Here is a 13,852-nt window from a genome sequence, read left to right on the forward strand (position 1 = left end):
CAGATGGAGACGGTCTATATCGCCGTGCAGGAAAATGCCGCGCCCCGCGTCGTTTACGGAGCGGAACGGCTGAAGCGGGCGCTGGCGGAACAAGGGTACCGGGTGGAAGAGAGATCCGGTTGGAGCGCGACGAACTATCGGCAGCTTCGCGGCCCGAAGATTTACATCGGCAACCGCGCCGAATCCGCGCTGCTCCGCGAGCTGGAGGAACAGGAAGTGCTGCTCTACCATACGCCGGCCCCGGAAGGGGAAGGCTTTTATCTGGCGTCCGTGCCGGGGCGGTTGACCGTCGTGTCCGGCGGCGGCGATTCGGGCGCGCTGTTCGGCTGCCTGGAGCTTGCCGAGCGGATTCGGACGGAGAAGCGGCTGCCGCAGCGGCTCGCCTACGGCGACGCTCCGGTCTACAAGCTGCGCGGGCCGGCGATCGGCCTGCAAAAAACGAAGCTGGAGCCGCCCCGCCGCACGTACGAATACCCGGTAACCCCGGGACGGTTCCCGTGGTTTTACGACCGGGCGCTGTGGCTCGATTTTCTCGATATGCTGCTGGAGCAGCGATGCAACGTCGTCTACATCTGGACGGGGCATCCGTTCTCGTCGTTCGTCAAGCTGGACGACTATCCGGAAGCGCTGGAAGTGGCCGAGGACGAATTCCGCCTCAACGTGGATACGTTCCGCTGGCTGGCGGAGGAGGCCGACAAGCGGGGCATCTGGGTCGTGCTGAAATTTTACAATATCCACATTCCGCTCCCTTTCGCCGAGAAGCACGGCCTCGACCTGCACCAGCCGAAGCCGCTGCCGCTGACGAGCGACTACTGCAAGAAGTCGATCTCCGCCTTCATCCGCGCGTTCCCGAACGTCGGGCTGATGGTCTGCCTGGGGGAAGCGCTGCAAGGCCAACTTTATGGCGAGGAGTGGCTGACGGAGACGATTCTCGAAGGCGTGGAGGACGGACTGCGAGGACTTCGACTCAAGGAAAAGCCGCCGATCATCGTCCGGGCGCATGCGATCAACGCGGAAAAGGTGATGAAAGCGGCGCTTCCCCGCTATCCGAATCTGTACACGGAAGCGAAGTTCAACGGAGAGTCGCTGACGACGTACACGCCGCGCGGGCGCTGGCAGGGAATTCACCGGCACCTGGCTTCGCTGGATTCGGTCCACCTGATCAACATTCACATTCTGGCGAATTTGGAGCCGTTCCGCTGGGGCTCGCCTTCGTTTATCCAGAACTGCATGCAGGCCGGCCGCTACCGGCTCGGCGCCAACGGGCTTCACCTTTACCCGCTGTTTTATTGGGATTGGCCCTATTCGCCGGACAAGACGGAGCCGCGGCTGCGGCAGATCGACCGCGACCGGATCTGGTTCGCGGCGTGGTTCCGGTACGCCTGGAACCCGGACCGCGATCCGCGGCAGGAGCGAGAATACTGGATCTCACGGCTGGCCGAGCGGTTCGGCGGCCGGGAAGCCGGCGAGGCGGCGCTGGAAGCGTACGAAGCGTCCGGCGAATGCGCGCCGAAGCTGCTGCGCCGGTTCGGCATCACGGAAGGCAACCGCCAGACGATGAGCCTGGGCATGACGCTGAGCCAACTGACGAACCCCGAGCGCTACATGCCGTGGAAGGAGCTGTGGGACTGCCAGGCGCCGCAGGGAGAGCGGCTGGAGGAATACGTGCTGCGGGAGCTGCGCGGCGAGCCGCACGTCGGCGAAACGCCGCTCGACGTCATCGCGGACGTCGAGCATGAGGCGGACGCGGCCGTCGCCGCGATCGACAGAGCGCAGCGGGCCGCCGGCCGCGGGCGGGAGGAGCTGGACCGGCTGGCGACGGACGTGCGGGCGATCCGGCTGATGACGTACGCCTACACGAACAAGGCGCGGGCCGCCGTCGACATTCTGACCGTCAAGCATACGGCCGAGGGCAAGTACGCCGATGCGGCGGAGCGGCTGCAGAGCGCGGTTTCGTTCGCGCACGCCGGGCTCGAGGCCTACCGGGAGCTGACGGCGCTCACCGAACGGACGTACCTGTATGCGAACAGCATGCAGACGCCGCAGCGCAAGGTGCCTTTTCCGAATGGGGAGACGTACGGCCATTGGCGGGATTGCCTGCCGGTCTACGAAGCGGAATACGAACGGCTCGCCGAGAACGTGCGCGAGCTGGCGGCGGGGCGTCTGCCCGCATCGCTGCGCAAAGTCGAGGAGTCGGCGCGCAAGCCTTACCGGCCGGCCCCGTTCCGGCTGCTGTCCGCCGATGCGGAGACGTATACGGTCGGGAAGCGGGCGGTTATTTTCAGCGACGGCGATCTTTTTATCCAGGAGCATGCCGAGGAGCTGACCGGGCTGACGGGTATCCGCTTCAGCCAGACGGAGGCGATGCGCCAAGGCGTGCAGGTCGAGATCGAGCTGCCGAAGCCGGCACGGGTACTGGTCGGTTATTTCAACTCGTCCGATCCGCAGTGGCTGCAGGCGCCGAACCTGGAGGAAAATACGCATGCGGACGACCGCGGCGGGCTCGATCCGGTGCTGAAGAACGGCATGAAGGTTTATTTTTACCCGAATCTGAACGTCCACGCTTACCTGTTCGAGGCGGGGAGACACACGCTGGTGTTCGGCAAGGGCGCCTATCTGATCGTCGGGGTCGTGCCGGCGGACGAGCGGCTGGAGCGCCGGGAAGTGTCCTATGACGGAGGCGGCGCGGACTCGATGGATTGGCTGTACGAAAGCGGAGAACGGGAGGCGACTTTGCGCTAACGGGCCAGGAACCGCGGAATCATTTCGGACGGCTCGCGCTTCACCGAATCGTACCCGCCGAACAGGCGGGGGCGATTCTTTTTTTCTTGGAAAAGGGTTCCGCGCGGACGCCCGGCGGGCGGGATTTCTTGCAACCGTACCGTCTCGTCCGTCGTTTTACATAAAGAGAAGAAGAGGCGCCAATGCTTGGCAAGCGTGGTTCGAACGTCTTCGACCGTGGTATAATGATGGCGGCCTTATGATATCGGATCGCAAGCAGCTTAGCGGAACCCTTACGTGACAGAGGAGAGGAAGACATGAATATCGCTTTTTTCCTTCTGCCGAAGCAGGAGGTGGTCTGCCTGCCGGAGAGCGCGACTTTGAGGCAAACGTTGGAGAGAATGGAGCGCCACCGTTACACGGCGGTTCCCGTTCTCAGCGAAGACGGCAAGTACGTCGGAACCGTGACCGAAGGCGACCTGCTTTGGTATATGAAGAACCATCCTGAGCTCGGTTTTCAGAATACGCATCGGGTGATGCTGTCGGAGGTGCCGCTGCGGACGAATATCCGCCCGGTGCTCATCGACGCCAACATGGAAGATCTCGTCTCCCTGGCCAAAACCCAGAACTACGTTCCCGTCATCGACGATATGAGCCGGTTTATCGGCATCGTCCGCCGCAGCGATATTATCGACTATTGCGAACGGCTCTTGCTGCCGCCGGCGCTGGACGAGAAGGCCGTGCGCAAGGAAGCTTGACCCGGATCCGGCCGCAGTTCGGCCCCGCAGCTCCAAGCCGGGGTCCCGGATTCGGCGCCTCCCGGCGGCATCCCCCATCCCGAGCGGGGGGCGCCGCCTTTTTTCGCATTGCGGACACCGGCGGACTATATGATATAATGAAGATTGCAGCTTTCTAGGCAGACACCAGCAGCCAGCTTGGAAAGGGTGATATCGGGAATGGACAAAGAGATGGACGTCGCCACCCGCGCGAGAACGATCGAGTGGCTGAAGACGGAGATTGTCGACCAGGTATCCCGGCTGTTCAAGGCCATGTGGGACGGCAGCGCCGTCCGCATCGCGGACAGTCTGGCCGGATTGATCGCCGGAGCCTACGTGCTGGGCCGCCGGCTGGGCGTGCCGTACAAGGACCTGGACAAGGCCATCGCCGAGAAGCTGGCCAGGCTGAAGCAGGAAGGTCACCAGTTGGAAGAACAGTATCGCGACCTATCGGCGCTGGAAGAACATATACGCAAGAGGTGACCTTTTTGAAGATCGGCTGGAAGTCCGTGGCTTGGAGCGCGGCGGCGCTGCTCTTGCTCCTTAGCATTCCGACGAAGCTCGTCGTCGTGACGTTGTTCCTGCTTATGGTTCCCGTAGTCGTGCTCTACACCGTCCTGAAGCCGGCGTCGTTCGCGCTGCACCTCATCGGAATCGGAATCGCCGCTTATCTGCTGCTCGGAACGTATTCGCTCGTCTCCCTGACTTTCGGCCTCTTCTTCTTGATCCCGTCGATCGTGATGGGGCACATGTACAAGAAGCATCTGTCGGCGCGAACGATCATTACGGCGACTTCGTTGATTTTGCTGGCGCAGCTGCTCGTGGAGCTCGTCATTTTCTCCGTGCAGTACGACATGGATCTGTCGTCCCAACTGTCTACCCTGTTCGAGGAAGGGCTGCTCCAGCTGCAGACGTCCGCATCCGGAGCTTTGCTGCCGGCCGACTGGGCGCATACGACCGCCGCATCGCTCAGCGACGCCATTACGAAGATGCTTCCGTCGCTGCTCGTTCTGACGTCGTTCCTGCTGGCCGCCATCGGCCATATTTTTACCCGCCAGTCGCTGAAGCTGATCGGGGTCGTCGCCCCGGCCATGACGCCGATGAAGAACTGGAGGCTGCCGCGCAGCCTGATCTTTTTCTATCTAATCGCGATCATCATCACGATCTCCGTATCGCCGGACAGCGGCAGCTTCTGGAGCCTATCGGCGTTCAACGCGGTGCCCGTGCTGCGCTTCGCGTTCACCGCTCAGGCGATCGCCTTCTTCTTCTATCTCGCCGACGCCAAGAAGTGGCCCCGGATCGTGCCGATCCTGATCGCGGTGCCGCTTGTCATGTTCCCGCAGACGTTCTATTTGATCGGGCTCATCGACACCGCGTTTCCGCTTCGGAAATACTTTGTCAAATAAGCGGCCTGAATTCCTGAAGCCGCAAGAGATAACCGGACGGTTCGGCGCGGCGGCGCGGGACCGGGCCTCACAAGGGAGCGAAGCTTCACATGCCCAAGTTTCTCGTTCAGCGATGGCACGGCATGCACAACGTTTGGGCGCTTGTGCTGATTTTGCTGCTCGCGATTGCGCTCGCGTGGTACCAGTGGATTTTCGGCCTCGTCGGCCTGGCGCTGGGCGGAGCCGTCGGCGTCTACACGATGCTGGCCGAGCGCGCGTTCCGCAAGGATCTGAACGATTACGTGCTGACTTTGTCGCATCGCATCAAGGGCGTCGGCCAGGATGTGATCGGCACGCTGCCTTTCGGCATTATCCTTTACAACGAGGACAAGGAAGTCCAGTGGCATAACTCCTTCATCCAGACGGTAACCGGCCGTCCGTCGGTCGTCGGCGTCCCGCTCTCCGAGCTGTTCCCGGGGGCGAGCGTTCCGGTCCGGGACAAAGACCCGATCAAGGGAGAAGTATCGCTGAACGGCCGGATTTACGAGCTGGCGTTCCGCCAGCAGGAGCGGATGCTCTACGTCACGGACGTCACGGAGCGGTGGACGCTGTCCAAGCGGTACGAGGACGAGAAGCTGGCGCTGGGCATCGTCATGATGGACAATCTCGAAGAGGTCGCGCAGGGCATGGATGAGCAGCAGCGGGCGCTGATGCTGTCCAAGGTGACCGGCGAGATCAACGAATGGTCGCAGAAATACGGCTTGTTCCTCCGGCGGCTGTCCTCGGACAAATACATGGTCGTCGCCAACCAGCTGGCGCTCCGCAAGCTGGAGCAGTCGCGGTTCGAGCTGCTGGACGAGGTGCGGGAGATTACGATGGACCTCAAGCTGCCGATGACGCTCTCGATCGGCTTCGCGTCGGGCGAAGGCAATGTCGTCGAGCTGGGCCAGCTCGCGCAGGGCAGTCTCGACATCGCGCTCGGCCGCGGGGGCGACCAGGCGGTCGTGAAGTTCGGCGAACGGCAGAGCTTCTACGGGGGCAAAAGCAACGCGATCGAGAAGCGCACCCGGGTGCGGGCGCGGGTCATCTCGCATGCGCTTCGCGACCTCATGAAGGAGAGCGACTACATCCTCGTCATGGGCCACAAGACGCCGGATATGGACGCGATCGGGGCGGCCATCGGCGTCGTGAAGGCGGCCCAGCAGTTCGGCAAGGAAGCTTTTATCGTCTACGAAGGCGTGAATCCGTCCATCCAGCGCATGATGGATATCCTTCGCGAGGACGAGAAGCTGGCCAAACGGTTCATCGGCCTCGACCAGGGCTTGTCGCTCATGAACAAGCGATCGCTGGCGGTCGTCGTCGATACGCACCGCGCTTCCATGGTCGCCGAGCCCCGGCTGCTCCAGCAGACGAACCGGATCGTGGTGATCGACCACCACCGCCGCAGCGAGGAGTTCATCGACGACGCCGTGCTCGTCTATATGGAGCCGTACGCGTCCTCGACCTGCGAGCTCGTCACGGAGCTGCTGCAGTACATCCACGAGCGGGTCGTTCTCGAAGTCCGGGAGGCGACCGCGCTGCTGGCCGGCATCACGGTCGACACGAAGAGCTTCGCGCTGCGGACCGGCTCGCGCACGTTCGAAGCCGCTTCGTTCCTTCGGCGCAACGGAGCCGATCCGGCGCTCATCCAGCGAATGCTGAAGGAAGATCTGGACGAGTTCATCAAGAAGGCGGAGATCATCCAGCACGCGACGACGTACCGCGACCATATCGCGATCGCGGTGGCCGACGCGGGCAAGCCGGTGCCGCAGCTGCTCATCGCCCAGTCGGCCGACACGCTGCTGAACATGACCGGCATTCGAGCTTCGTTCGTCATCGGCTTGCGGCCGGACGGCCTGATCGGCATCAGCGCCCGGTCGCTCGGCCAGATCAACGTGCAGGTCATCATGGAGAAGATGGGCGGCGGCGGCCACCTGACGAACGCGGCCGCCCAGCTGCAGGGCTGCACCGTGCAGGAGGCGGCGGCCAAGCTGAAGCAGACGCTCAAACATTTCGAAGGGGAAGAGGGGATTCTGGAATGAAAGTCATCTTTCTGCAGGACGTAAAGGGCCAGGGCAAAAAAGGCGAAGTCAAAGAAGTGTCGGAAGGCTACGCCCGCAATTTTCTGATGCCGAAAGGCTACGTTCAGATTGCGACGGACGGGGCCAAAAAGACGCTGGAGCAGATGAACGCCGCGCAGGAGAAGAAGAAGCAGCGGGAGAAGGAAGAAGCCCAGGCGATGGCTGCCCGGCTGGAGGAGACGACGGTCGTGATCAAGGCCAAAGCCGGCGAAGGCGGAAGGCTGTTCGGCGCGATTACGAGCAAGCAGATCGCCGAAGCGCTGGAGAAGATGAAGATCTCGGTCGACAAGCGTAAGATCGAGCTGTCCGAGCCGATTCGCGCGCTCGGCGTGACGAAGGTGCCGCTGAAGCTGTATGCCGACGTGAAAGGTACGCTGAACGTGCAGGTCGTGGAGGAATGACCGCATGAACGGGAACGCGGAACCGATCTTGGAAGGGCGGATCCCTCCGCAGAATCTGGAGGCCGAACAGGCGGTGCTCGGCGCCATCCTTCTGGAGACCGAGGCGCTGATCACGGCGATGGAGAAGATCCGCGCCGAGGATTTCTACAGCGTCGCGCATCAACGGATCTTCGAAGCGATGACCGACCTGAACGACGACAACGAGCCGCTCGATCTGGTGACGCTGACCGCACGTCTCCGAGACAAGAGCCAGCTCGAGGAGGTCGGCGGCGTCACCTACCTGGCGAAGCTGGCGAACGCGGTGCCGACGGCGGCGAACGTGGAGTATTACGCCCAGATCGTCGAGGAGAAGTCGATGATCCGCCGGCTCATCCGGACGGCGACGCAGATCGTCTCGAGCGGCTTCGCTTCCGAGGACGACGTCGGCGTGCTGATCAACGACGCGGAGCAGCGGATCATGGAGATCTCCAACCGCCGCTCCACGTCCGGATTTATCAGCATCCGCGACGTCCTGATGGACGTGTTCGAACGGGTCGAGTTCCTGTATAACCACAAGGGAGGCACGACCGGCATTCCGTCCGGCTTCCGCGATCTGGACAAGATGACGTCCGGCTTCCAGCGGAGCGACCTGATCATCGTGGCGGCCCGTCCCTCGGTCGGGAAAACGGCGTTCGCGCTGAACATCGCGCAGAACGTGGCGGTCCGCGCTTCGGAGACGGTCGCGATCTTCAGCCTGGAAATGTCGGCGGCCCAGCTCGTGCAGCGGATGGTGTGCGCGGAGTCGAACGTCGACGCCGGCCGGATGCGCACGGGGCATCTCGAGGGCGACGACTGGGAAAAGCTGACGATGGCGATCGGCTCGCTCTCCGAGGCGCAGGTCTACATCGACGATACGCCGGGCATCACGGTGGCCGACATCCGCGCCAAGTGCCGGCGGCTGAAGAAGGAGAGAGGGCTCGGAATGATCCTGATCGACTATCTCCAGCTCATCCAAGGCCGCGGCAAGCCTGGCGAGAACCGGCAGCAGGAAGTATCCGAGATCTCCCGGACGCTGAAGCAGATCGCGCGCGAGCTCGAAGTGCCCGTCATCGCGCTGTCGCAGCTGTCGCGGGGCGTCGAGCAGCGGCAGGACAAGCGTCCGATGATGTCCGACCTGCGGGAATCGGGCTCGATCGAGCAGGACGCCGACATCGTCGCGTTCCTGTACCGGGACGATTACTACAACCAGGATACGGAGAAAAAGAACATCATCGAGATCATCATCGCCAAGCAGCGGAACGGTCCGGTCGGCACGGTCGAGCTCGTCTTCCTCAAGAACTTCAACAAGTTCGTCAGCCTGGACCGCACGCACGAGGAAAGCGCCTAATCCAAAATCCTCTTCGGAAGCCGGAGAGCCCGTCGGCTCTTCTTTCCGAAGAGGATTTTTTGAATTTATAATACGCCGCCATCGAGAAAACGAATTGGAATTCCTCCCCTTAAATGAGGTGAAAACCACGGGAAGAAGAGGATTACCAGGAAGATCTCCCGTTATTTCATGCCAATACTCCCCAAAAGGAGCCGACGAGCCATGATTACCGGGAGGTTTTCCCCTTTCCCATCGCGGGCTGAACGGGTGCCGATAGCCGAAAAAATCGGCTAACGGGGCCTTTGGCAGGCCGACTCTCCGTTACGCGTTCAGCCCGCTGCCCGATACGGATACGGCCAGCACATTCTTGTACTCTTCCATGGCCCTGCAAAGTACCTAAGCAAGCCTCGAAGCTAAGCCCCACTTGGGGTTATTTTAATGCTTGGCGCCGGAAAGCACGCTGTACGGCGGCTGCCAGCAGTCCGGCGGCGATGCCCCAGATCGCGTTCGTGACGAGAACGCCGACAAAGCCGAACGGGTTCGTCAGCGGGCCTTGCAGACGGCCGGTCAGAATCGGCGACAGGATGCCGCTGAGGACGATCGCGAATACGCCGTAAGCGATGCCGGCCATCATAAGCGTCGGAACGGGACGCGCCACGCGGGCGAGGTTGGCGGCCGCGATCCATAGCAGGGTGATTAAGACCGTCGCGCCCAAGCTGGCGAACGGCTGCCCGATCCGCTCCGACAAGCCCGTGATGCTCATCAGCGGGCGGATGAGGGCGAATGCGCCCATCGCGACGACGAACAGCCGCTGCGAGTTCCGGAGTCTCCCGCTCATGACGAAGCTCCCCCGTTGGCCGAGCCCTTCCCCGGAAAAGCCAAATGCCGGGACCGGGCGGCGGTCCGAAGGGTCAGCCAGAACAGCACCGCGGCGATGACCGGATGGAAGGCCCCCGCCCCTTGAACGTGGGCGGTAAAGTATTGCGCGAAGATCAGTAGGAGAAGGACGACGCTTATCCAGCGAAAGGAGACCGGCAGTTTGCCGGCGAATCCGAAGATGAGCATCAGAAGCGGGAACAGCTCGAAAATCCGGACGAACACTTCATGGTCATGCCAATGCGAAGAGTCGGTGAAGATCGCCAATCCGGCGATAAAAATCTGAACCGCCACGCAGGCGGCGAACAAACAGGCAACTCCGAAAAAAACCGTACGGAACACGGTATGGCTGCGTTTCATCTGGCGTTTCCTCCTTGGCGAAGCGGGGCGGAAGGCGTGGTCCCGCTCGGTTTTCCCCATTTTATCAAGCTCATGTTGTGAACTTGTTGCGATCGTTTACGGGTACGGTGAAATTCGGCGCTTTCTCTCCATAGAAGCAAAAACCCCCTTATAATGGTGGATAATAAACGGGGGTGACGAACCGGATGCCGCATCGATTGCTGCTGGTGGACGACGAGGAGAAGGTTCTTGAATTCATGGAGCCGTTCCTGCGGGGCGAAGGCTATGAGACCTATACGGCCAGAACGGGGAGGGAAGCGATCGCGAAGGCGCGCGAGGCGAACGTCTCGCTGGTCGTGCTGGACTGGATGCTGCCGGAGATGAACGGACTCGACGTCTGCCGGGAGCTCCGCCGGATCGGTCCGATGGGCATCATCATGCTGACGGCCCGCGCGGAGGAAGCGGACAAGATCGTCGGCCTGGAGATCGGCGCCGACGACTATATGACCAAGCCGTTCTCGCTGCGGGAGCTGTCGGCCCGGATCCGTTCGGTGCTTCGGCGGATGGACGGCCACGCGGCCGCCGCGGCGCCGGCTCTCGTCTACGGCGATCTGGCCGTCTCCGAATCGGAATGCCGGGTAAAGAAAGGCGGCAAGGAGATTCCGCTCACGCCGACGGAATTCAAGCTGCTGCTCACCCTTGCGGCCCGGCCGGGAATCGTCTACAGCCGGCTGCAGCTGCTGCAGGCGGCGCTGGCCGACGACATTCTCAACGACGAGCGAACGGTGGACACCCACATCAGCCGAATCCGCAAAAAAATCGAAGACGATCCGTCCCGACCCGCCTTCGTCCAGACGGTCTACGGATTCGGCTATCGCTTCGGGGACCGCGCATGAAAGCGAACCTCAAGCTGTTTCTTGCGATGGCGTCGTTCGTCGCGGCCATGTGCATCGTCTTCGGCTTGCTCACGATGTTTATCGTCAAAGCCGCATCCGAGGCGGCTGTCCAATCGACCCGCGGAGATCAGCTCGAAGCGCTGGCCGAACCGTTGATTCGCTACTATGAGGATCATGGCCGGTCATGGGAAGGGGTTGGACAGCTCCGCCTGGAAGAAAGCGTGGAGACGAAAGGACGAGAGATCAGTCTCCTGCTGGTGTCGCCTCAAAATCAAGTGCTGTTGAAGCAGGGGGAAGAAGGAGACGACAGGGTCGTCCGGAGGCTCGGGATTCGGAAACCGCTGCTCTCGAACGGGAGCACGGTTGCCGTTCTTTACGAGTACGACCCGGACGTGGCCATGCTGTCCAAGCTTCGGTACGGCATTCCGATCTCCGTGCTGACGCTGCTTGTCCCGAGCGCCGCCGCATTTATCGTCCTTAGCCTTCTAGTCGCGTGGGGGCTGTCCAAACGGATGACGTCGCCGCTTCGAAGGTTGATGCCCGCCATTGAACGTCTCGGCAGAGGGGATTACGGCGTTCAGGCTCCGGTCGCCGTGAATGACGAATACGGGCAAGTGGCGCGCGCGTTCAACGAAATGTCCCTTTTGCTGCGGGATGCCGAAGAAAACCGCCGCAGCCTGGTCGCGGACGTGGCGCACGAGCTGCGGACGCCGATCACGATCATTCGCGGCAAGCTGGATCTGCTGCAGCACGGCGGAGAGAGGATCGCACCCGAGAACCTGCTTCCGCTTCAGGACGAATTGATCCGTCTGACGCGCCTGATCGACGATCTTCATCAGCTGTCGCTGGCCGAGGCTCGCAAGCTGCCGATCGAGCGCCGCCCGACGAACCTGTGCGAGCTGCTGCGGCGGATCGTCGAGCGGGTCGGGCCCGACGCCGAACGGAAGGGGATCCGGATGGAGCTGGCTTGCGAAGCCGGCTTCCCGGTGATTTCCGTGGATCCGAATCGAATGACGCAGGTCTTTCTCAATCTGGCGGTCAATGCCGTCCGATATACGCAGCCGAACGGGGCCGTCAACCTGACGGTTCGGGAAGAGGCAGGCGGTCTGCGCGTCGAGGTCGCCGACAACGGGCCGGGGATCGAGCCGCGCCATCTTCCGCACATCTTCGATCGGTTCTACCGGGCGGACGAGGCTCGTGCCCGCCATGGCGGCGGGGCCGGTCTGGGATTGGCGATCGCCAAGGGGTACGTGACCGCCCACGACGGCACGATCGAGGCGGCGAGCTCGCCCGGCCAAGGAACGACCTTTACCGTCCGGCTGCCCGGCCCTGCGGAGCGGGCGGCTCCCGAACCGCCGAACTAAAAAGAAGGCGCCCGGTCCCCGGCGCCTTATGTGAAACATTCGTGATAATTTCCGAACAATCATATGAGCGTTCACACAATCGTTCGCCTTTTCATTGACTTCCCCCTTAGCGCTTGCTACACTAAAAATGCCGCCTTTCGGCCTGTCGGCCGCACATCGGGACGAGGCATTCGTCTGCCGATGCGTTAAGGCGCGCCTTCATCCGCGCGAAGGACGCGGCAGGGCGCCCGGGGTGGCATCATCATGCCGGCAGGAACGAATCGGCCGGATGGAGGGATTGTTTTGTCTACTGTCGTAGTCGTCGGTACCCAGTGGGGAGACGAGGGGAAAGGGAAGATCACCGATTACCTCGCGGAGAAGGCGGACGTCGTCGCCCGTTATCAAGGCGGGAACAACGCCGGCCATACGATTCTCATTCAGAACAAGAAATACAAGCTGACCATGATTCCGTCCGGCATTTTCAACGAGAACAAAGTTTGCGTCATCGGCAACGGGATGGTCATCAACCCGGCCGCGCTGGTAGAAGAAATTCAATATATCATCGACAACGGCTTCACCGCCGATAACTTGCGGATCAGCGACCGCGCCCATGTCATCATGCCGTATCATCTCGTTTTGGACGGTTTGGAAGAAGACCGCAAGGGCGACGGCAAGATCGGCACGACGCGCAAGGGCATCGGCCCTTGCTATATGGACAAAGCCGCGCGCAACGGCATTCGTATCGCCGACCTGATGGATCCGGAGGAGTTCTCGGGGAAGGCACGCCGCCTGATCGCCGAGAAGAATCAGATGATCGTTCAGGTATACGGGGGAGAGCCGCTCGACGCCGACCGGATCGTGGAAGAGTACTTGACGCTCGCCGAGAAGCTCCGTCCGTTCGTCACCGACACGTCGGTCGTGCTGAACGATGCCATCGACGAGGGCCGGAAGGTGCTGTTCGAAGGCGCTCAAGGCGTCATGCTGGACATCGACCAAGGCACGTACCCGTTCGTGACCAGCTCCAACCCTTCGGCGGGCGGCGTCTGTATCGGCTCCGGCGTCGGTCCGTCCAAGATCAAGCAGGTCATCGGCGTGGCGAAGGCTTACACGACCCGCGTCGGCGACGGCCCGTTCCCGACCGAGCTGCACGACGAGCTGGGCCAATGGATTCGCGACAAAGGCCATGAGTACGGCACCGTGACGGGACGCCCGCGCCGCGTCGGCTGGTTCGACACGGTCGTCGTCCGCCATGCGCGCCGCGTCAGCGGCATCACCGGTCTGTCGCTGAACTCGCTTGACGTGCTGAGCGGGCTGGACACGGTCAAGATCTGCACATCCTATCGGTGCCGCGGCGAGATCATCCGCCATTATCCGGCGAACCTGAAGACGCTGGCCGATTGCGAAGCCGTGTACGAGGAGCTGCCGGGCTGGAGCGAGGACATCTCGAACGCGAAGACTCTCGAAGATTTGCCGGAGAACACCCGCCGCTATGTCGAGCGCGTGTCCGAGCTGACCGGCATTCCGATCGCCATCTTCTCCGTCGGCCGCAATCGCGAGCAGACGAACCAAGTGGCTCCGATCTACGAATAATTTCTCATCGGCACGCAAGCCGCTCCGGATATCCGGGGCGGTTTTCGTATTATTAGGTCA

Annotated in this window: 12 protein-coding genes; 10 read left to right on the plus strand and 2 right to left on the minus strand. The window is 62.1% G+C overall.

The genetic code is table 11. The annotated features are described in order from the left end of the window. The first annotated feature begins 3 nt into the window (after positions 1 to 3). The 7 genes from H7C18_RS32895 (at position 4) to dnaB (ending at position 8,769) form a co-directional block, all read left to right on the plus strand. The gene (locus H7C18_RS32895) at positions 4 to 2,742 is read left to right on the plus strand and encodes a hypothetical protein (protein WP_185133373.1); all 2,739 of its coding nucleotides are present in this window, start codon (positions 4 to 6) and stop codon (positions 2,740 to 2,742) included. A gap of 296 nt (positions 2,743 to 3,038) precedes the next feature. Next, positions 3,039 to 3,479, plus strand: a complete 441-nt coding sequence (locus H7C18_RS32900; protein WP_185133374.1) for a CBS domain-containing protein — start codon at positions 3,039 to 3,041, stop codon at positions 3,477 to 3,479. Positions 3,480 to 3,677: 198 nt separating this feature from the next. Beyond that, positions 3,678 to 3,980: a MazG-like family protein gene (locus H7C18_RS32905; RefSeq protein WP_185133375.1), complete on the plus strand. Its 303-nt coding sequence runs from the start codon at positions 3,678 to 3,680 to the stop codon at positions 3,978 to 3,980. A gap of 5 nt (positions 3,981 to 3,985) precedes the next feature. After that, entirely contained in the window at positions 3,986 to 4,903 is a 918-nt protein-coding gene (locus H7C18_RS32910) for a DUF2232 domain-containing protein (protein WP_185133376.1), read from the plus strand. Between the two features lie 89 nt (positions 4,904 to 4,992). Next, positions 4,993 to 6,963, plus strand: a complete 1,971-nt coding sequence (locus tag H7C18_RS32915) for a DHH family phosphoesterase (RefSeq protein WP_185133377.1) — start codon at positions 4,993 to 4,995, stop codon at positions 6,961 to 6,963. After that, positions 6,960 to 7,403, plus strand: coding sequence for a 50S ribosomal protein L9 (rplI, locus tag H7C18_RS32920; RefSeq protein WP_185133378.1), 444 nt, complete (start codon positions 6,960 to 6,962; stop codon positions 7,401 to 7,403). Before H7C18_RS32915 ends, rplI begins: the two co-directional genes overlap by 4 nt. A gap of 4 nt (positions 7,404 to 7,407) precedes the next feature. Next, positions 7,408 to 8,769 (plus strand): replicative DNA helicase, encoded by a 1,362-nt coding sequence (gene dnaB, locus H7C18_RS32925; RefSeq protein WP_185133379.1) that lies wholly within the window; start codon positions 7,408 to 7,410, stop codon positions 8,767 to 8,769. Between the two features lie 409 nt (positions 8,770 to 9,178). Here the strand turns inward: dnaB and H7C18_RS32930 are convergent, their stop codons facing one another. After that, positions 9,179 to 9,586, minus strand: a complete 408-nt coding sequence (locus tag H7C18_RS32930) for a hypothetical protein (protein WP_185133380.1) — start codon at positions 9,584 to 9,586, stop codon at positions 9,179 to 9,181. After that, positions 9,583 to 9,984, minus strand: a complete 402-nt coding sequence (locus H7C18_RS32935; protein WP_185133381.1) for a DUF6220 domain-containing protein — start codon at positions 9,982 to 9,984, stop codon at positions 9,583 to 9,585. The genes H7C18_RS32930 and H7C18_RS32935 overlap by 4 nt, the downstream gene beginning before the upstream one ends. A gap of 185 nt (positions 9,985 to 10,169) precedes the next feature. On the opposite strand from H7C18_RS32935, the gene H7C18_RS32940 reads away from it, so the two are divergent. The 3 genes from H7C18_RS32940 to H7C18_RS32950 all read left to right on the plus strand — a co-directional run bounded on the left by H7C18_RS32940 (position 10,170) and on the right by H7C18_RS32950 (position 13,792). Next, positions 10,170 to 10,859 (plus strand): response regulator transcription factor, encoded by a 690-nt coding sequence (locus H7C18_RS32940; protein ID WP_185133382.1) that lies wholly within the window; start codon positions 10,170 to 10,172, stop codon positions 10,857 to 10,859. Beyond that, the gene (locus H7C18_RS32945) at positions 10,856 to 12,223 is read left to right on the plus strand and encodes a sensor histidine kinase (RefSeq protein WP_185133383.1); all 1,368 of its coding nucleotides are present in this window, start codon (positions 10,856 to 10,858) and stop codon (positions 12,221 to 12,223) included. Before H7C18_RS32940 ends, H7C18_RS32945 begins: the two co-directional genes overlap by 4 nt. Before the next feature lie 282 nt (positions 12,224 to 12,505). Further along, positions 12,506 to 13,792 carry an adenylosuccinate synthase gene (locus H7C18_RS32950; RefSeq protein WP_185133384.1) on the plus strand — a complete coding sequence of 429 codons (1,287 nt, stop codon included), beginning with the start codon at positions 12,506 to 12,508 and terminating at the stop codon, positions 13,790 to 13,792. Positions 13,793 to 13,852 lie beyond the last annotated feature (60 nt).

The sequence above is a fragment of the Cohnella zeiphila genome, assembly GCF_014212055.1.
GTDB lineage: Bacteria > Bacillota > Bacilli > Paenibacillales > Paenibacillaceae > Cohnella > Cohnella zeiphila.

Excerpts from the sequence above, each read along its gene's own strand:
- H7C18_RS32895 (WP_185133373.1), top strand. The coding sequence starts at position 4 with ATGGAGACGGTCTATATCGCCGTGCAGGAAAATGCCGCGCCCCGCGTC.
- H7C18_RS32900 (WP_185133374.1), top strand. The coding sequence starts at position 3,039 with ATGAATATCGCTTTTTTCCTTCTGCCGAAGCAGGAGGTGGTCTGCCTG.
- H7C18_RS32905 (WP_185133375.1), top strand. The coding sequence starts at position 3,678 with ATGGACAAAGAGATGGACGTCGCCACCCGCGCGAGAACGATCGAGTGG.
- H7C18_RS32915 (WP_185133377.1), top strand. The coding sequence starts at position 4,993 with ATGCCCAAGTTTCTCGTTCAGCGATGGCACGGCATGCACAACGTTTGG.
- rplI (WP_185133378.1), top strand. The coding sequence starts at position 6,960 with ATGAAAGTCATCTTTCTGCAGGACGTAAAGGGCCAGGGCAAAAAAGGC.
- dnaB (WP_185133379.1), top strand. The coding sequence starts at position 7,408 with ATGAACGGGAACGCGGAACCGATCTTGGAAGGGCGGATCCCTCCGCAG.
- H7C18_RS32930 (WP_185133380.1), bottom strand. The coding sequence starts at position 9,586 with ATGAGCGGGAGACTCCGGAACTCGCAGCGGCTGTTCGTCGTCGCGATG.
- H7C18_RS32935 (WP_185133381.1), bottom strand. The coding sequence starts at position 9,984 with ATGAAACGCAGCCATACCGTGTTCCGTACGGTTTTTTTCGGAGTTGCC.
- H7C18_RS32940 (WP_185133382.1), top strand. The coding sequence starts at position 10,170 with ATGCCGCATCGATTGCTGCTGGTGGACGACGAGGAGAAGGTTCTTGAA.
- H7C18_RS32945 (WP_185133383.1), top strand. The coding sequence starts at position 10,856 with ATGAAAGCGAACCTCAAGCTGTTTCTTGCGATGGCGTCGTTCGTCGCG.